Source organism: Streptomyces sp. A5-4 (assembly GCF_051131715.1).
In the GTDB taxonomy this organism is placed as follows: Bacteria; Actinomycetota; Actinomycetes; order Streptomycetales; family Streptomycetaceae; genus Streptomyces.
Map to the genome: position 1 here is coordinate 5,888,673 of NZ_CP178591.1, position 17,888 is coordinate 5,906,560.

At 71.2% G+C, this 17,888-nt stretch carries 16 protein-coding genes and 1 pseudogene; 6 read left to right on the forward strand and 11 right to left on the reverse strand.

Translation table 11 applies throughout. The features are described from left to right. Positions 1-171: 171 nt before the first annotated feature. From ACLLJJ_RS27635 to ACLLJJ_RS27650, 4 genes are all read right to left on the reverse strand, one after another. Positions 172-2,670, reverse strand: a complete 2,499-nt coding sequence (locus ACLLJJ_RS27635) for a PQQ-binding-like beta-propeller repeat protein (protein ID WP_434596428.1) — start codon at positions 2,668-2,670, stop codon at positions 172-174. Positions 2,671-2,743: 73 nt separating this feature from the next. Continuing rightward, a complete protein-coding gene (locus ACLLJJ_RS27640; protein WP_434596430.1) occupies positions 2,744-3,019 on the reverse strand; it encodes a hypothetical protein in 276 nt (91 codons plus the stop codon). 49 nt (positions 3,020-3,068) lie between these two features. Further along, complete coding sequence (locus ACLLJJ_RS27645) at positions 3,069-3,800, reverse strand: TetR/AcrR family transcriptional regulator (protein WP_434596432.1); 732 nt, start codon at positions 3,798-3,800, stop codon at positions 3,069-3,071. 77 nt (positions 3,801-3,877) lie between these two features. Further along, positions 3,878-4,807, reverse strand: coding sequence for an AurF N-oxygenase family protein (locus ACLLJJ_RS27650; protein ID WP_434596434.1), 930 nt, complete (start codon positions 4,805-4,807; stop codon positions 3,878-3,880). 203 nt (positions 4,808-5,010) lie between these two features. Here ACLLJJ_RS27650 and ACLLJJ_RS27655 point away from each other — a divergent pair, with 203 nt between their 5' ends. From ACLLJJ_RS27655 to ACLLJJ_RS27665, 3 genes are all read left to right on the forward strand, one after another. Beyond that, positions 5,011-6,135 carry a ferritin-like domain-containing protein gene (locus tag ACLLJJ_RS27655; protein ID WP_434596436.1) on the forward strand — a complete coding sequence of 375 codons (1,125 nt, stop codon included), beginning with the start codon at positions 5,011-5,013 and terminating at the stop codon, positions 6,133-6,135. 65 nt (positions 6,136-6,200) lie between these two features. Then, complete coding sequence (locus tag ACLLJJ_RS27660; protein ID WP_434596439.1) at positions 6,201-7,085, forward strand: ADP-ribosylglycohydrolase family protein; 885 nt, start codon at positions 6,201-6,203, stop codon at positions 7,083-7,085. Between the two features lie 35 nt (positions 7,086-7,120). Continuing rightward, positions 7,121-7,954, forward strand: a complete 834-nt coding sequence (locus ACLLJJ_RS27665; RefSeq protein WP_434596441.1) for a hypothetical protein — start codon at positions 7,121-7,123, stop codon at positions 7,952-7,954. 18 nt (positions 7,955-7,972) lie between these two features. Here ACLLJJ_RS27665 and ACLLJJ_RS27670 read toward each other — a convergent pair whose 3' ends face one another. The 6 genes from ACLLJJ_RS27670 to ACLLJJ_RS27695 form a co-directional block, all read right to left on the reverse strand. Then, positions 7,973-9,430: a penicillin-binding transpeptidase domain-containing protein gene (locus ACLLJJ_RS27670; RefSeq protein WP_434596443.1), complete on the reverse strand. Its 1,458-nt coding sequence runs from the start codon at positions 9,428-9,430 to the stop codon at positions 7,973-7,975. After that, positions 9,427-10,806: an FtsW/RodA/SpoVE family cell cycle protein gene (locus ACLLJJ_RS27675; protein WP_434596445.1), complete on the reverse strand. Its 1,380-nt coding sequence runs from the start codon at positions 10,804-10,806 to the stop codon at positions 9,427-9,429. The genes ACLLJJ_RS27670 and ACLLJJ_RS27675 overlap by 4 nt, the downstream gene beginning before the upstream one ends. A gap of 161 nt (positions 10,807-10,967) precedes the next feature. Next, on the reverse strand, positions 10,968-11,351 hold the full coding sequence (locus ACLLJJ_RS27680) for an SH3 domain-containing protein (protein ID WP_434596447.1): 384 nt from the start codon (positions 11,349-11,351) through the stop codon (positions 10,968-10,970). A gap of 135 nt (positions 11,352-11,486) precedes the next feature. Continuing rightward, entirely contained in the window at positions 11,487-12,833 is a 1,347-nt protein-coding gene (locus ACLLJJ_RS27685; protein WP_434596450.1) for an ATP-binding protein, read from the reverse strand. Continuing rightward, positions 12,830-13,627: a hypothetical protein gene (locus ACLLJJ_RS27690; protein ID WP_434596452.1), complete on the reverse strand. Its 798-nt coding sequence runs from the start codon at positions 13,625-13,627 to the stop codon at positions 12,830-12,832. Before ACLLJJ_RS27690 ends, ACLLJJ_RS27685 begins: the two co-directional genes overlap by 4 nt. A 356-nt stretch (positions 13,628-13,983) precedes the next feature. Beyond that, entirely contained in the window at positions 13,984-14,310 is a 327-nt protein-coding gene (locus ACLLJJ_RS27695) for a zinc-ribbon domain-containing protein (protein ID WP_434596454.1), read from the reverse strand. A gap of 169 nt (positions 14,311-14,479) precedes the next feature. On the opposite strand from ACLLJJ_RS27695, the gene ACLLJJ_RS27700 reads away from it, so the two are divergent. After that, entirely contained in the window at positions 14,480-15,289 is an 810-nt protein-coding gene (locus ACLLJJ_RS27700; RefSeq protein ID WP_434596455.1) for an NERD domain-containing protein, read from the forward strand. 46 nt (positions 15,290-15,335) lie between these two features. On the opposite strand, the gene ligD is transcribed toward ACLLJJ_RS27700, so the two are convergent. After that, positions 15,336-16,229 carry a non-homologous end-joining DNA ligase gene (gene ligD / locus ACLLJJ_RS27705; protein WP_434596457.1) on the reverse strand — a complete coding sequence of 298 codons (894 nt, stop codon included), beginning with the start codon at positions 16,227-16,229 and terminating at the stop codon, positions 15,336-15,338. Between the two features lie 41 nt (positions 16,230-16,270). Between ligD and ACLLJJ_RS27710 the strand changes: the two genes are divergently transcribed. Next, positions 16,271-17,326 (forward strand): Ku protein, encoded by a 1,056-nt coding sequence (locus ACLLJJ_RS27710; RefSeq protein WP_434596459.1) that lies wholly within the window; start codon positions 16,271-16,273, stop codon positions 17,324-17,326. Positions 17,327-17,655: 329 nt separating this feature from the next. After that, positions 17,656-17,814, forward strand: a pseudogene (locus ACLLJJ_RS27715) (transporter); the annotation flags it as partial. Positions 17,815-17,888: the final 74 nt, after the last annotated feature.

A 17,888-nucleotide genomic window follows, 5' to 3' on the forward strand; every position in this document is an offset into this window, starting at 1 on the left:
AGTCCGGCTCACGGCGATGATGCGCCGACCACGGCGGGGCGACCTGGTGAGAGGGCGGGTTGGGGCAACCGTGTCACCCGTCGAGGGGGAAGGCGCCACACCTCCGGCGCGCCTCCCCGCTCGGAGCGAGGGACATGCAGTCGCCCCCGCTGCGCCGCGGCCCCGGCCGCCTCAGTCGACTTCGAGCGCGTAATACGTGCGATCGCGCCACACCACGGCGAGCCCGTTCCCGGAGGCCAGCGCCCGGTAGGCGGGCGCGACCTTGTCCCTGCCGTCGTCCGGCTTACGGACCCCCGCGTCCTGGAACTTCCACAGCCGCCCGCCGTCCTGCGCGGAGAACGCAGTGACCTGGGTGGACTCGACCGCGAGCGCGGTGCTGCCGGTCGTGGACAGCACGACGCGCGGCCTCTCGCGCGGCCCGCTGCCCTCGGTCGAACGCTTCCACAGGGTGGCCCCGGTCGCCGCGTTCACGGCGTACACGTCGTGGAAGGAGTTCGCCGCGAACAGCGTGGTGTCCCGCAATGTCCCCTTGGCGAACGCGTGCGGGGCCGTACCGCCCAGCTGCCACTTCCGCTTCCCGGTGCGGGTGTCGTAGGCATGCAGATCGTCGCCGACGGACGCGTACAGCAGGTCCGACGATCCGGCGCCCATGACAATGCCGTCCGGCTTGAGCGGCCCGACGGGCCTGCTCCACAGCCGCTTGCCGCTCTTGCGGTCGAAGAGCATGAAGACGGCCTTGTTCTTGGCCTTCTTCCGCTGCCCAGGGGTGAGGGACTCGGTGTCCTGCCGCACGAGGATGCCCTCGGGGCGGACGGCGACCACCTCGTAGCGCGGACCGTTGGTCTTGTGCTCGTGCGGTACGGGCGCGCGCCACAGCTCCTTGCGCGCCACCATGTCGTACGCGAACAGATAGGCCCGTTCGCGGGGCTTCTTGCCGGTCGTCCTCCTGGTGAGCCCGGTGAACCAGACGACGGGCCCGTCGGAGGCGGCCACGTTCGAGATCCGCAGACGGTCGCCCTTCACCAGGGCCTCCGCGTACCGGACCCGGTGCCCGATCCTGCCGTCCTTCGCCGAGAGCCACAGGAACTCGCTGCCGGTCACGACCAGGCACAGCTCGTCGTCGACGGCCACCGGCAGGTGGATCGCGGTGGCGTCCGGCTGTTCCCACAACTGCCGGCCGGTGCGCAGATCCACGCCGACCGTCTGCTTGCCACCGGGTACGAACAGCACACGGTCCCGCCAGATCACGGCGCCCGGTGTGCCGGGCGGCTCCTGGACGGGATGCCGGTAGGCCCAGCGTGGCGCCGCATAAAGGCCGGGCAACGGCCGCTTGCTGGGCGTCGGCGGCTTCGGGGCGGGCTTGGGAGCGGGCGCGGGGTCGTCCGAGGCGAAGGCCAGCACGCCGCCCCCGCCGAGGACCAGCCCCGCGGCGCCCGCCACGACTCCGGTGAGCAGGGACCGGCGGTCCACGCCACCGGATCGCCCCGGTCCGGCCGGTGCCGGATGCGGGGCAGGGGGAAGGGCGGGAGGCAGGACGGGCCGCTCGGGCCGCTGGTAGGCGGGCACAGCAGGCTGCGCCGGGGCGGGCGCGGCCTCCTCGGCGGCGCGTACCAACGACAGCGTCTGATGCGACACCGGCGCCTGCCCCGGAACCCGTCCCGGGACCTGCGCGGGCACCTGGCCCGGGGCGGGCCGGTGCCCCTGGGCCGGTACCTCGATCCGGGCGGGCAGCTGAGCAGCCACCGCGGCCACCGGCCGCCGGTCCTCGGGCGCTTGTCCCGTCTCCGGCGCGGACGCCCGGGAGGCCTGCTCCGCGAGTGCCGTCACCAGCGGTTCGGGGAGCCAGCCGTCGCGTGCGAGGGCCGCCGCGCCTTCCAGGGCCAGCTCGGCCGCCACCGAGCCCGGGGCGGGCCGGGCGGCCGGGTCCTTCACCAGGCAGCGGCCGATCAGCTCCCGCAACTCCGCTGGTACGCCACTGAGTTCGGGCTCGGCCCGCGCGATGCGCTCGGCGGCCGTCGCGTCGGGGCCCGCCGAGAACGGGGTCGCGCCCGTCGCCGCGTACGTCAGCAGCAGCCCCAGTACGAAGAGGTCGGACGCGGGGCCGGGCTCCTGGCCGGAGACCTGCTCCGGGGTGAGGTAACCGAGCCGTACGGACAGCTGCCCGCCGGGCCCGGCCGCGGCCTGCGCCGCCGCACCCAGCGCCCCGAAGGCGGTCAGGCGCGGCCCGTCGGAGGCCAGCAGCACGGTGTCGGCGGCGAGGCCGTGCAGTACCGCGCCCGTGGCATGCACCCGCGAAAGGGTCTCGGCGAGAGCGGCGCCCAGTATGCGCACGGTCCGCTCGGGCAGCGGTCCGGCGAGGGTGATGGCCTCGCCCAGGGTCAGTGCGGGCACGTACCCGCTCGCCGTCCACAGCTCGGGCCCGTCGGTGCGGCACTCCAGCGGCGCCTGTACCCAGCCACCGGCCAGCCGCTCCGCGGTCCGTGCCTCCGCGGCGAAACGCCGCTGGAAAGCGGCCACCCCGGCCAGCTCCGGGCGCGCGAGGGCCACCACGACGCTGGAGCCGTCCTGGCCGTGGGCCAGGTACTGCACGGCACTCGCGGTCTCACGCAGGCGCAACAATGCGGCGTACGGACCGATTTGGCGCGGATCGTCCTGACGCAGCGCTTCCAAGGCGCACCCCCCGTGGTCCGTGCCGGGGTCGCTCAGTCGGCCACATCGGCCACAACCGGCACAGCGGCCGATCCTATGTGCTGCTGTCGGGCTTCGACCAGGGCCACTTCAGCTCACGTCGCCCACGCCCGTCCGGCGCGTACTCGTACTTCCAGCCCCGCTGGAGCCCCAGCCGCTTGGAGTACCCGGCGGGGACCCGCACATAGGCGTACACGGTCGGCGCCCCGCCCGCGTCGTCCGGCACCGGCACCTCGTACCACTTCGGCGGCTGCCCGGTCGGCCCCACAAGGACCGGCAGCACCCGCCCGTCCAGGGGGCCGCCCACGAAGGGCGTGTTCTCGCTTCTCACCCGGCCAGTCTCCCAGGCCGACGGGCCGGGAGCCCGCAGCCCTCCCCGTTCAGAGCAGGTGGGCGGCCTCGGCGACGACCGGCAGCACCCGCCGGGCGAGCACCCCGGCCGGGCCGTCCGGGGTCTCCAGGGCCAGGGCCGCCCGGGTCGCCGCTGCCGTCTGCTCGTCGGTGGCCGCCGTCACGGTGAGCAGGGCGACGAAATGGTCGATCAGCCAGTCGCGCAGCTCGCCGACCGGTGGCTGCTTCTCCTCGTCGAGCCAGATCAGGGAGGCCGCCTCGACGGCCGATATCCAGGTGCGGACCATCATCCGCAGCCTGGGGCCCGCCGTCCCGGCGAGCCCCAGGTGGGTCAGGACCTGCTCGGCCGCGGCCCGCCGCACCCCGTCGACCGTCGCGGTCGTGCGGGACGTCTCGGCGACGCTGCCGCCCTGGAGCAACGCGCTGAAGCCGGTGTCGTGTTCGTCGACGAACGTCAGATAGCGGTCTAGGGCGCGGCCGAGCCGCCGGGTCAGCGGGCCGGTCTGCGGCTCGGCGAAGCAGAGCTTCAGCTCGTCGGCGGCGGAACCGAGCGCGGCCTCGTACAACTGCTGCTTGCCGCCCGGGAAGTACCTGTATATGAGCGGCCTCGATACCCCGGCAGCCTCCGCCACCTCGTCCAACGAGACCTCTTCGGGCGCCCGGTGGGCGAACAGGGACAGGGCGGCGACGAGGAGTTGGGAGCGGCGCTCCGCCACGCCGAGCCTGCGGTACGCGGGGGTGGGGGTCGACGCCGTGGTCATGTCCGCAGCGTATCCCCGCCCACCGCCGGCCACCCGGGCGGTCGCACGGGCGAGTGCGTGGGCAACTGCCGGGGTGGCTAGGCGAGCAGCCCCGAGCTCTTCCACAGCTTGCGGCCGACCCCCTGGAGCACGCCGATGTCGTCGAGGAAGTCGGTCAGCCGCTTGGCGCCGTTCTGCATGACCTCGGCGCGGTGGCCGCTCGCCCTGACCTGGGCGATCGCCTGGCGGCGGTCGAGCCCGACGTTCTCGTACACCTTCGGGTTCACGAAGCAGGTGGAGAAGACGCGGGCCGCCTCTCCGCAGCTCACCCGGGTGAGCTCACGCTCCCAGAGCGGTGCCGTCACCATCTGGCGGCGCAACTCCTCACGGGCGTACCGGACATGGCGCGCCTCCTCCACCACATGGATGCGTGTGACGCCGCGCACCAGCGTCTGGACGCGCTCGTCCGGGAAGGTCAGTCGCTGCATCCAGTCGAGGATCTCCTCGCCGAGCAGTGTCGCCGCGAACGAGCCCGGCGTCGTCGAGACGGTCTTCAGGACCCGGGCGAGGTTGTGATAGAGCCTGGGGACCGGGTAGTTGGGCGCTCCGCCCTTCTCGATCATCTTCCCGAACATGATCGAGTGGCGGCACTCGTCCGCTATCTCGGTGAGCGCGTAGCGCACGTGGTTGCTGGTCACGGGCTTGTCGTAGATGTGCCTGACCAGCAGCTGCATCAGGATGATCTCGAACCAGATGCCGAGCGAGGCGAGTGACGCGGCCTCGTGCCTGGCCAGCTCCATGCGCTGGTCCTCGGACATCTTGTGCCAGAGCGGGGTGTCGTACAGCGAAACGAGCTCCGGCGGCCAGAACCATTTGCCTTCCTCGATCGGGGCTTCCCAGTCGAGCTCGGTGTCGGGGTCGAAGGAGTGCTTGGCGGACGATTCCAGCAGGCGCTCGGCGACCTGCTCACGGTCCTTGAGGAGGCCGAGTGCGTCCCTGAGTGTGTCGTGATCGGTCACTGTCGTCATGGCTGGGCACCTCACGGGTGGGCGTTACCGGCGGTCACACTTGCGTTCCCCCTTATGAGACTGCTTGTCAGCAAGCTCGTCAATCCCTCGCGCAGGACTTGTTGACCGCTCGTCTAGCAACGTGTGAGTCTGCCAACTGTCCGTCCTGATAAGGGATTCCATCCTGGTAAGGGATAAAGGGACAAGAGGCGAAGGAGTCGTCAGTGTCGACGCACGAGCTCTACACCAAGCCCCCGTCGGACCCGCATTGGCAGGTGCCGGCCACCGGCGCCGCCCGGTTCAGCTGGGAGTACGACGAGGGCCGCGCCCGGCTGCTCGCCCTCTACCAGAAGGGCAAGGACAAGCAGTGGGACGGCGCGACCCGCATCGACTGGAGCCTGGAGGTCGACCCCTACGATCCGCTCGGCACCCCCGACGACGCCCTCAGCCTCTACGGCAGCCGGCACTGGGCGAAGATGACCGAGCGTGACAAGGGGGACCTGCGGCGGCACTACGCCTCCTGGCAGTTCAGCCAGTTCCTGCACGGTGAGCAGGGCGCGATGGTGTGCGCGGCGCGGATCGTGGAGTCGGTCCCCGACCTCGACGCGAAGCTCTACTCCGCGACCCAGACCATGGACGAGGCCAGGCACGCGGAGATCTACAGCCGCTTCCTGCACGAGAAGGTCGGGATGCTCTACCCGATCAACGACAACCTTCAGTCGCTGCTCGGCGACACCCTGCGCGACTCCCGCTGGGACATGCCGTACCTCGGTATGCAGGTTCTCATCGAAGGGCTGGCGCTCGCCGCCTTCGGCATGATCCGCGACACCACGGACAAGCCGCTGCCCAAGCAGATCCTCGCGTACATCATGCAGGACGAGGCCCGGCACGTCGCGTTCGGGCGGATGGCGCTGCGCGACTACTACAAGCAGCTGTCGGACGCCGAGCTGAAGGAGCGCGAGGAGTTCGTCATCGAGGGCTGCTACCTGATGCGCGACCGGCTGCGCGGCATCGAGGTCCTGGAGAACTTCGGCATCCCCAAGAAGGAGGCCGAGGAGCTGTCCGAGCAGTCCGAATTCCTGCACCTCTTCCGCAAGCTGCTGTTCAGCCGCATCGTGCCGTGCGTCAAGGACATCGGTCTGTGGGGCGAGCGGCTCCAGAAGGCGTACCTCGACATGGGCGTCTTCGACATGGGCAACTCCAACCTCGACCTGCTGATGAAGGAGGACGAGGAGATCGCGGAGAAGCTCGACGAGGAACGCTTCGAGGTGGAGGAGCGCGAACGGCTCGCCGAGATCGACCGGGCGATGGCCGACGGCGCGGCGGAGGAGGCCCGGGTCTCCCCCTGACGGCATCCGTCGGGTGCGCGGCAATCCGCTGTACGTGCGGAAACCGGCGCGGCACGATGACCACCATGACGACGACCGCGAACATCCGGGCCGCCCGCCGCAGCCTCGAAGGCCTCGCCCTCGGAGACGCCTTCGGCGAGCGCTGGTTCCCGCTCTTCCGTGACAGTGGGACGGTGTACGACGCGATCCTGGCGCGGCGGGTCCCCGAGGAGCCGCACTGGCCCTGGACCGACGACACCGCGATGGCGCGCGGCATCATGCGGGTGCTCGACGAACACGGTGAGATCCGGCAGACCCCGCTCGCTGGTTCGCTCGCCATGATCTTCATGGCCGACCAGGCCCGCGGCTACGGCAGCGGCATGCACGAACTGCTGCCGCAGTTGATGGCGGACGCGTCGGCCTGGCCCGAGCTCACCCGGCGGCTCTTCGGCGGGGAGGGCAGCCTCGGCAACGGCGCGGCGATGCGGGTGGCGCCGCTGGGCGCCTGGTTCGCCGCCGACCTCGAACGCGTCGTGGAGCAGGCCACGTTGTCGGCCCAGGTCACCCACGCGCACCCGCAGGGCGTCGCGGGCGCGGTGGCCGTCGCCGTGGCCGCGGCGCTCTCGGTGCGCGGCGAACTCTCGCTGCCGGCCGTGCTGGAACGCACCCCCGAAGGCCCGGTCCGGGACGGCCTGCTGCGCGCCGCGACCGTACCGCTGGACAGCGAGCCCCGGCAGGCCGCCGCGGTGCTCGGCAGCGGGAGCCGCATCCGGGCCGACGACACGGTGCCGTTCGCGCTGTGGACGGCGACGCGGCACCCGGACGACCTGGAGGCGGCGCTGTGGTCCACGGCGGAGGGGCTGGGGGACGTGGACACCACCTGCGCGATCACGGGCGGGATCGTCGCTGCCCGTACGGGAGTCGGGGCCATGCCCGAGTCGTGGCTGGAGCGGCGTGAGCCGCTCGTGTGACGGGCGGGGCATAAAGGTGAAGTAAGTTTCGGGTCATGACCATGCCGCCGCCTCAGCAGCCCTCCGGCCCTTACGGACCTTCACAGCCGCCGAACCCGAACCCGTACGCGCAGCAGCCCTACCCGCCCCAGCGGTTCCCCCAGCAGCAGCCGTATCCGGGACACCCGGGGCAGCCCTACCCGGGCCAGGGCCCCTGGCAGCAGCCGCCGATGGGCCCGCCCCCGGGCAGGAGCCGGACCGGCAAGGTGCTCGGCATCATCGCGCTCTCGCTGGTGGTGGTCGTGGGCGGGCTTGTATTCGCCGTGTACAAGCTGGTCGGCAGCGGCAGCGGGGGCAGCTTCCCCGCCGCCGAGTACAGGCTCACCGTGCCGGCGACGCTGCTCGACGGCCGGTACAAGCTCGCCCAGGACATGTCGCAGACCGAGGGCAAGAAGGTCGTCGAGGGCAGCTACGACCCGGACATCCGCGACCCGAAGGCCGCGGTCGCCCAGTACAGCGCCGGCTCGCCGCTCGCGCCGAGCGTGCTGGTCGTCTCCGGCATGTACGGGCAGTTCAAGGCGCCCGACGAGGCACGCGACAAGATGCTGGACGGCGCCGCGAAGGGCAACGGCGCGACCGTGGTCGTACCGGCCAAGGAGATCACACCGGCCGGCTCCGACGTGATCCTGAGCTGCCAGGTGCTGACCACGACGCAGAACGGCGTCACCGTCACCCTCCCCATGTGCGCCTGGGCCGACGGGAACACGGGCGCGTCCGTCGCCGAGGTCACCCCCGAGGTCTCCAAGCAGGACCCCGCGTCCGTCGACCTCGCCAAGGTCGCAGAGACCACCGTCAAGGTGCGCGACGAGGTACGGAAGCCGATCGGCTGATCACGCCCCGGGAGGCGGTCAGTCCTTCAGCGCCGCCTCCATCACCGCCCGCGCGATCGGCGCCGCGCTGCCGCCGCCGCTGATGTCGGCGCGGTCCGCCGACGCGTCCTCGACAACCACCGCGACCGCGACCGCCGGCCGGCCGTCGCCGTCCTGCTGCGCCCAGGAGATGAACCAGGCGTACGGCGTACCGGAGTTGTCGATGCCGTGCTGCGAGGTGCCGGTCTTGCCGCCGACCGTGACACCGGGGATCGCCGCGTTGCTGCCCGTGCCGCTCTCCACGACGTCGACCATCATGCGCTGCAGCGCCATGGCGGTGGCCGGCTCCATGGCCTGGTGCAGGGAGTCCGTACCGGGCTGCGAGACGACATCACCGTCCGACGTTGTCGTTTTGTCGACCAGGTAGGGGGAGTTGAGGTCACCGTCGTTGGCGACCGCCGCCGCCACCATGGCCATCTGGAGCGGAGTGGCCGTGGTGTCGTACTGGCCGATGGATGACTGTGCGAGCTGGTCGTCGCTCATGCGGGTGTCGAAGTTGCTGGCGGCCACCCCCGAGGGGATTTTGAGGCCTGTGCTGTTGAAGCCGAACTTCCGCACGGTGTCAAGCATCCCCGCCAGCCCCACCCGTACCCCCAGACTCGCCATCACCGTGTTGCAGGAGACCCGGATCGCGTAGGCGAGCGACGCGTTGCCGCAGCCGCTCGCCTCGTTGGGGAGCGTGGTGCTGGTGCCGGGCAGGACATACGGATCGGGTGTCTTCGTGGCGGCGTCAGGATCCTTCACGACACCCGAGTCCAGCGCGGCCGCCGCCGTCACGATCTTGAAGGTGGAGCCCGGCGGGTAGGTCTGCCTGATGGCCCGGTTGAGCATCGGCTGACTCGACGCGCCGGTCAGCCGCGCCCAGGCGTCCGTGACCGGCGGCCCGGTCCCGGCGAGCTGCTGCGGATCGTACGAGGGGCTGCTGACCAGGCCGAGGATCTTGCCGGTCGACGGCTCGATCGCGGCGACCGCGCCCTTCTTGCCGCCGAGCCCCTCGTACGCGGCCCGCTGGACGGCGCCCTTGATGGTGGTGACGGCGTTGCCGCCGGGCTGCTGGGAGCGGGTGATCTCGTTCCAGAAGGGCAGCGGGGCGAGCATCGAGTCGGTGCCGGAGAGGATGTCGTCCTCGGCGTTCTCGATGAAGGTCGTGCCGTACGTCTGGGAGGCGTAGCCGGTGACCGGCGCGTACAGCGGGCCGTGCCGATAGGTCCGCTCGAACCGCAGCTGCTCGCCGGTGTCCCGGGAGCCGGTGACCGGTTTGCCGTCGACCAGGATGTTGCCGCGCTTCTCCTCGTAACGGGCAATGGTCTGACGGCGGTTGGCCGAGTTGTGGTCGAGCGATTCGGCCTCGAACACCTGGATGCGGGCGGCGTTCAGCAGCAGCGCCACGAGCAGCACCAGACAGAAACCGGCCGCCCGCCGGATATAGCGGATCACTGGTCGTCCTCCACGATCGGCGCGATCACTCCGGTCTCCACGGTCGAAGGGTGCGGGCTGCGGGCCGAGTCGCTGACCCGGATCAGCAGCGCCACGATGACCCAGTTGGTGACCACGGACGAACCCCCCTGCGCGAGGAACGGCATGGCCATGCCGGTGAGCGGGATCAGCCCCATCACCCCGCCGGCGATGACGAACACCTGGAGCGCCAGGATCGAGGCGAGGCCGATCGCGAGCAGTCGGCCGAAGGGGTCGCGCAGGGCCAGGCCCGCGCGGTAGCCGCGGGCCACCAGGAGTGCGTACAGCATGAAGATCGCGGTGAGCCCGACGAGCCCCAGCTCCTCGCCCGCCGTCGCCAGGATGAAGTCGGACTTGGCCGCGAAGCCGATGAGGATGGAGCGGCCGACCCCGAGCCCGGCGCCCAGCATGCCGCCGGCGGCGAACGCGAAGAGCGACTGGGCGAGCTGGCCGGGGCCCTGGCCCGCGTCGATGGAGGCGAAGGGATGCAGCCAGTCCTCGACGCGGCTGTTGACATGCGGTTCCAGCGAGCCGACGACGAAGGCGCCGACGGCCGCGAGGATCAGGCCCACCGCGATCCAGCCGGTGCGGCCGGTCGCGACGTACAGCATGATCACGAAGAGTCCGAAGAACAGCAGCGAGGTGCCGAGGTCGCGTTCCAGGACGAGTACGCAGACGCTGATCAGCCAGATCGCCACGATCGGGCCCAGCACACGGCCGGTGGGCAGCTGGAGCTTCCAGATCTTGCGACCGGTGTACGCGAGGGCGTTGCGGTTCGCGGCGAGGTAGGCGGCGAAGAAGACCGCGAGCAGGATCTTCGCGAACTCGCCTGGCTGGAAGGAGAATCCGCCCACCCGGATCCAGATCTTCGCGCCGTTCACGGCGGGGAAGAAGATCGGCACGATCATCAGGACCAGGGCCGCGGCGACGGACAGATACGCGTACCGCTGGAGGATGCGGTGGTCGCGCAGCGCGATCACCGCACCGATGAAGAGCGCGACGCCAATGGTGGACCAGACGAGCTGGGTGGGCGCGGCGTTGTCCTGCGGGGTCTCCAGGTCGAGGCGGTAGATCAGCACCAGCCCGAGGCCGTTGAGGAGGACCGCGATGGGCAGGAGCAGCGGGTCCGCGTACGGGGCGCGGAAGCGTACGGCCAAATGGGCGAGGAGGGCGAGGACGCCCAGGCCCGCGCCGTAGCCGACCGCGTCGGGCGGTACCGCGTTGTTCTTGGCGAGGCCGACGTGGAGGTAGCCGTACACGGAGATGAGGACGGCGGCGACGAGGAGCGACAGCTCGACGCCGCGACGCCTGGGGAGGCGTACGTCGGGCGGGGGAGCATCCGCCGTCGTTGCGGTCATGCCCGGCAACGTAGCAAGCGGCCGGGGTGTATGGCCGTATATGTCGCCCGGTGCCGAGCGCCGCGTAGTGGTGACCCGGAGCCCCGAGAGGCCCGCCGCGCTGCGGGCCGGACCTCTCGGGGCGTGGGGGCGCGCGGAAGTGCGCGCCCGCTACGGGCTGTTCAGCACCAGCGTGGGGCCGGGCCGATGTTCGCGATGTACTCGGCCGAGGCCCAGGCCCAGGTGCCGTCGGTGAGCAGGTACCAGCGGCTGTTGCCGTTCACGTGCTGGCCGGTGGTCTTGCAGAAGATGTGGACTATCGCGCCGTGCGGCTTCTTGCCGATGATCCTGCTGCTGCGGGTGGGCTTGTCCCTCAGGAGCAGCCCGGACTTCGCGGTCACCCGCCCCTTGTACGACTGGTGCGACGCGGCGTTCTCGGTCTGCGGCCGGGCGGGGTCCTCCGCGACGGCGAGCGCGGGGCCCGCTGCGGTGAGGACGGCGACGGCGCCGGTGGCGGCGCACAGGCCGATCCTGCGGAGCGTCGTCGGGCGGGTCTGCACTGGCATGCTGCCTCCTGGGGAGGGCGGGGGGCCTTCGCCGGGGCGAAGGACGGGCGGAGAATCACCGTCCGTATGACCGGCTCTCGGCTCGCCCGCTTCACATTAGGTTCGCGACTAATGGTGCGCAAAGTGAGAAATGAGTCACCCTGCGTCGATACCGCCCGGACTGTCGGGCTCTGCGGCCTCCGGCAGGGTCAGCGTCGCGAGGGCCCCGCCGTCCGGCGCGTTGCTGAAGGTCAGCCGGGCGTGGATCGCGCCCGCCTGCCCCACGGCGATCGTCAGCCCCAGCCCGTGCCCCTTGGCCCCGGCGCGCGGCTCGGTCCTGAACCGCTGCGGCCCGTGGGCCAGCAGGTATTCCGGATAGCCCGCGCCATGGTCCCGCACCGTCACCACCGGGCCTTCGACGGTCACCACGACCGGCGCGCGGCCGTGCTTGTGGGCGTTGACGAGCAGATTGCCCAGCACCCGCTCCAGCCGCCGCCGGTCGGTCTCCACATACGCGTCCCGCACGATCAGCAACTCCGTCCGTAGCTCCGGGGGCCGCGCCTCTCCCGCGCCGGAAGCCGACGCCTCCGCCGCCCCCGAGCCGCGCACCATGCGCACCACGCGCTCCGCCAACGGCCCCAACTGGTGCAGGTCCGGCTGGATCTTCTCGCTGCCCGCGTCGAGCCGGGAGATCTCCAGCAGATCCTCCGTCAGCAGCCGCATCGCGCGCACCCGGTCCTGGACGAGGTGGGTGGGACGGCCCGGCGGCAGCAGCTCGGCCGCCGCGTGCAGACCGGTCAGTGGCGTGCGCAGCTCGTGCGCCACGTCGGCGGTGAAGCGCTGCTCGCTCAGCAGCTTGCCCTGGAGGGTGGAGGCCATGGTGTCCAGCGCCCCGGAGACCGTGGCCACCTCGTCCTGAGGGCGTGAAGGCCCCTTTGTGCGCGGGTCGTTGACCCGGGCGTCGAGATCGCCCGCGCTGATCCTGCGGGCCACCCTGGCGGTCTGGTGCAGACGGCGCGTGATGCGGGTGACGCCGAAGACCCCGATGAGCAGGGTGACCGCGATGGCGAGGACGGAGGAGCCGACGATGGCCCGGTCCAGGCCCGTGATGGTCCTGACGCTCTGGCTGTAGTCGATCGTGACCGCGATGGCCCGGTCGTCGGCGGGGCCCGCCGCCCACATGGTGGGCCGGCCGTAGTGGTCGGTGACCACCGTGCCGCGCCGGCCGGTCAGCGCGAGGTCCCGCAGCGAGGGCGGCAGTCCCGCCAAGTCGGTGCCGGAGCCCCGCGGCAGTGGATCGCCCGCCTCGTACGCCTCCGTCGCGTCCTCCAGCTTGTTCAGTGCCTTCTCGCGGGCCTGACCGACCGTCTGGTGTGTCACCGAGACGTGCACCAGCGCGCCGAGCAGCGCCGCGAGGGCGCAGGCCATCACCGCGATGAAGGCCGCCGCCTTCCAGGTGAGCCGGGCGGTCCAGGCGGGCACCCGGAGCCTGCGCGCCGTCATGAACCGCTCGCCGAGGGCGCCGGGGGCGAGGCCTTCGACGATTCCGGGACGGACGCGGATGACGGACCCGGGGACGGCTCGCCCGGCCCGGTCGGCGTCTTCGGTCCACCGGGCCGGTTGTGCTTGTCCTGGGCGACGCGCAGGAACTCGTCACGGGTGGGGAACATCGCGCGCTGCCGGTCGTCCCACGACCAGGCCGTCCGGTACTCGTATCCGGGGATGCCGGAGGTGGCCCGGATGAGCACGTCCCGGCCGGCCAGCTCCACACTGATCACCGAGTCGGAGCTGGACATGATCCGGGTCAGCCTGCCCTTTTCCGCCATGTAGACGCGTACGACCAGCTGGTTCTTCGGCATCCTGATGCCGACGATCAGCTCGTCCGAGCCCTCGCCCGTCAGATCGCGGTAGTACGACGTGAGCACCGGGCACGACGTGGGCTTCTCGTCGCACCTGCCCAGCTGCCGCACGGTCTCGTCATACATCCCGTCGGTGCCGCTGTACTTGCCCGGATGCGCCCTGACCTCGGCCTGGACGACGGCGACCGGCTTCACCCGGTGGACGTCACCGTCCGGCACCTCGATCTCGGGGACGGATGCTCTGTTCCCCTCGTCGAGGCCGTACGGGTCCGAGGTGGCGGGCGGCAGCTTCGGCCAGAGGCGGGTGGGGCCGACGGCGGTGGGGGTGGCGCCCGCGCTGGTGAGCTCACCGGCGTCGCCGCAGGAGGACAGCGCGAGCAGCGCGGCGGCCGTGGCCAGGGACAGCAGGGCGCCACGCCCCGTGCGATGCGTGCTCAAGGCTCCCCTCTCCGCTCTGTCCGGGCTGTGCCGTCCATGTCTGTGTTGCGCCGCCCCGCCTCGGGTGACGAGGCGGAGTTCCGGGCGATTCGTCGCACCATAAACTTTATGCGGAGACAAGCCGCTTTTCTTCATGCGGAGACTCTGGCGGGACTGGGCGGGGGAAGGGCTCCGCACGGTGACGGCGGCGGCGGAGCCGGGGCCGGACGAGCGCGAGGGGGCACAGGGGGGCCACGGCCCCGGCCGTCCGGCCCAAGGCGGGTGTGCCGGGCGCACCCACGGCAACGGCGTCACTGCTCCGCCCTTGCGCCGCCGGGCAACAGCGGGCCGCCATGGTCCGTCCGGCGCCGCTGTGGTCAGCGCTGGTAAGGGTTCTGCCCGGGCTGCTGGTGCGTCTGCCCGTGCCCGTATCCCTGCGCCTGGCCCTGCGCCTGGCCGTCCTGGCCGCTGCCGCCCTGGATCTGCAGCTCCTCCGCCTGCTCCTTCGTCACCTGCTGCTCGGCGCCGCAGAACGTGCACTGCGTGGAGTACTTCGTCGAGTAGGGGAACACCGGGACGAAGAACAGCGTGAACTTGCTGACGCGCTTGCGGAGCGTGTGCGCCGACGGATTCCCGCACTGGCCGCACACGAGCGTGAGTATCGCCAGTTGATACAGATAGCCCTTGGTGCCAAAGATGATCATGCTGTGGTCCCCTCCACGATCCCTCTCGGTCTGCGCGGCCACTCACCTGCGCAGGACCGACAGTCTCTCGTAGGAACGGCTGACGAGGTCACCGCGTTCCCCGCCGGTCCCGGCCGGGATATTGCCCCCGCGATGCCGGACTGGTCCTATGGGCGGTGGGGTGATGGGGATGAGGGGACTGCGGGTGGTACCGGCGAGGCACCGAGGGCAGGAGCGGCTCTATGTGAACCTGCCCGACGGCAGAAGCGTCGCCTGGTACGACCGGGAGACCGGCCGCGTCAGCCTGCTCACCGCCGGGGGCGAGCACGACGTACTGGCCGCCCTCGCCCCGTTCGTCAGCGGCTCCGTCACCGTCGGCCCGCCCCCCGCCCCCACCGCCGCGGACCTGGCCGGTCTGGCCCTGCCGCCGGACGACGACCTGGCCCCCAACCGCCCCGGCGAGGCCCTGCACGCCGAGCTGGCGGCGGACCCCGGCGCCCCGCACCGCTTCCGGGGCGACCCGCGCCGGGCCGCCCTCGCCGCCCAGCAGCTGATGGGCGACGAGCTGGACCGCCTGGAGGGCGCCGGATGGCGCGTCCTGCACTCGGTTCCGCTTCCCGGCGCGGCGTACCTGAGCCACTTGCTGATCGGCCCCGGCGGCGTCCTGAACGTCCGCACGGTGAGCGCCGGAAACGGCAGACGGCGGGTCACGATCACCGACCCGCTGGTCCGGGTCGGCCGGGCCGAACCCCTCCCGCAGCTGCGCTGGGCCCGCCGCGAGGCCGAGCGCGCCTCGCTCGCGCTGGCCGCGGCCGTGCGGCCGGTGCTGGCCCTGGTCGGGGCGGGCCGGGTGGACCCCGCGCCGTTGCTCCGCGACGTACGGATTCTGCGCGAGCACGAGGTCCCGGAGCTGGCAGGCGCCGGCGGCGTACTCAAGCCCGCGGACATCGAGGCGCTGTACGCGTCGGCCCGCGACCGCCGCAATTGGCTGCGCGTCTGAAGCGCCACCCCGCCTGAGGCGCCACCCCGCCTGAGGCGCCACCCGCCTACCTCCGCGGCAGCGGCCGGGCGCGGTTCCGGTTGATGAGCGGGCCGAGCAGATCCCCGTACCGCCCGAGCCGCGCGCCGATGTCCCCGGCGCGGAAGACGAGCAGCCCGGGATCCGCCCTCCCGGCCTCGATCTCCTCCCAGGTCACCGGCGTCGACACGGTCGGCTCTTCCCTGGCCCTCAGTGTGTAGGGCGCGGCGGTCGTCTTCGAAGCGGAGTTCTGGCTGAAGTCGACAAAGACCTTGCCGGGCCGAAGCGCCCGGGTCATCCGGTGCACGACCAGGTGCGGCAGCACGCTCTCCGCCTCGACGGCGAGCGCCTTCGCGTACGCCGTGACCTCGTCGGAAGGCGTCGGCTCCAGCGGCGCCAGGAGATGCAGCCCCTTGGACCCCGAGGTCTTCGGATACGCCCCCAGCCCGTCCGCCGCGAGCCGGTCACGCAGCCACAGCGCCACCTCGCAGCACTCGGCGACGGTCGCGGGAGCCCCCGGGTCCAGGTCGATGACCAGCCGGTCGGCGCGGCCGGGATCGTCCGCCTGCCACTGCGGGGTATGAAATTCCACCACCAGGTTGGCCGCCCACATTAGCGTCGAAAGATCCTGTACGACCACCTGGCGCGCCGCTCGGTCGTCGGAGCGCGGCACCTCCACCGTCGTCACCCAGGAGGGTGTGCCCGGCGGCGGATTCTTGGTGAAGAACAGCTGCCCGTCGGGCCCGTCCGGATAACGGAGGAAGGACAGCGGCCGATTGCGCAAATGGGCCAGGAGGGCGCCCGCGGTGGTGGCGTAGTAATGCAGCACCTCGCCCTTGGTGGTCCCGGTGGCCGGGTACAGGACCTTGTCCAGATTGCTGAGCGCCAGGCGCCGCCCCTCCACCTCGGTGATTGGCGACATACGATGAGAATCCCACGAAATCGGATCGAAGGGTATGAATCGTGAGATCCATCTGGAACGGCGCCATATCCTTCGGCCTGGTCAGCATCCCCATCAAACTGGTGAACGCCACCGAGAACCACTCGATCTCCTTCCGCCAGATCCACACCACCGATGGCGGCCGGGTCCGCTACCGCAAGGTCTGCGAGCTGGAGGGCGAGGAGATCCCGACCCACGAGATCGGCAAGGGGTACGAGGACGCAGACGGGTCGATCATCCCGATCACCGACGCCGACCTGGCCGCACTCCCGCTGCCCACCGCGAAGACGATCGAGATCGTCGCCTTCGTGCCCGAGGCCTCGATCGACCCCCTCCAGATGGACGCGGCCTACTACCTCTCCGCGAACGGCGTGCCCGCCGCCAAGCCGTACACCCTGCTGCGCGAGGCCCTCAAGCGCAGCGAGAAGGTGGCCGTCGCCAAATACGCGCTGCGCGGCCGTGAGCGTCTCGGCATGCTGCGGGTCGTCGACGACGTCATCGCCATGCACGGCCTGCTCTGGCCCGATGAGATCCGCGCCCCCGACTCCGTGGCGCCGGACACGAAGGTGACCGTCCGCGAGGCCGAACTCGACCTGGCCGACGCCCTGATGGACACCCTCGGCGAGGTCGACATGGACTCGCTGCACGACGATTACCGGGAGGCGGTCGAGGCCATGATCGCCTCGAAGGTCTCCGGCGAGGAGCTCGCCCCCCAGTCCGCGCCCGCGGGCGGCGGCGGCAAGGTCATCGACCTGATGGCCGCGCTGGAGAACAGCGTCCGGGCCGCGAAGGAAGCCCGCGGCGGCGGGGCGGGCGGTGCCACCGAGAGCGGCGAACACGCCGAGGTCACCTCGCTCCCGGCCCGCAAGGCCCGCAAATCCGCAGCGGCGGCGCCCAAGCAGACCGGCGCGAAGAAGTCGACGTCGACGGCGAAGAAAACCACGGCGAAGAAGGCCACCAAGTCGACGTCCAAGGCAATATCGAAGACGGCTTCGGCGACCAGGTCCACGCAGAAGGCCACCCAGAAGTCCTCGGCGGCCAAGAAGACGACGGCGCCCAGGAAGCGGACGTCCGCGTAACCCCGGGACACACGACGAAGGCCCGGACTCAGCGAACTGAGTCCGGGCCTTCGTGCTTGGCACTTGCTGTGAAGCGAAGTGCCCCCGGCAGGATTCGAACCTGCGCACCCGGCTCCGGAGGCCGTCGACGTCCCAGCTGTTTTCGCAGGTCAGCGGCCTATCTGACCGGGCGTCACACGCGCGGTCCCACGCATGTCCCACGAAAAGGAAATAGGCCAAATGACCGTTTCGCTTCGATGGTCCCGTCCCGCGCGTCCCACGGTCCAGCGCCGGAAATAATCTCGCCTGGCCCTGACGTTCCACCCCGGCACGGCAAGATCGAGGTGGGGGTGTCGGGCCTGAAACTGTTCAACACGAAAAGCGGCGTGACCGAGGTCATGCCGCGTCTGGCCGAGGTTGAGGCGGATGTGCAGGACCTCGTCGAGGCGCACATGCAGACGATGCTCGGCGTGCGTTTCCTGGCGAGCGAGTACAGCACCGGACCGGTTGACTCTCCTCCCGAGGGTTCCTCAAGCGCACCGAAGCGTGGTCTCGCCGCAGCGTGCGCCTGACCTGGGGGTCT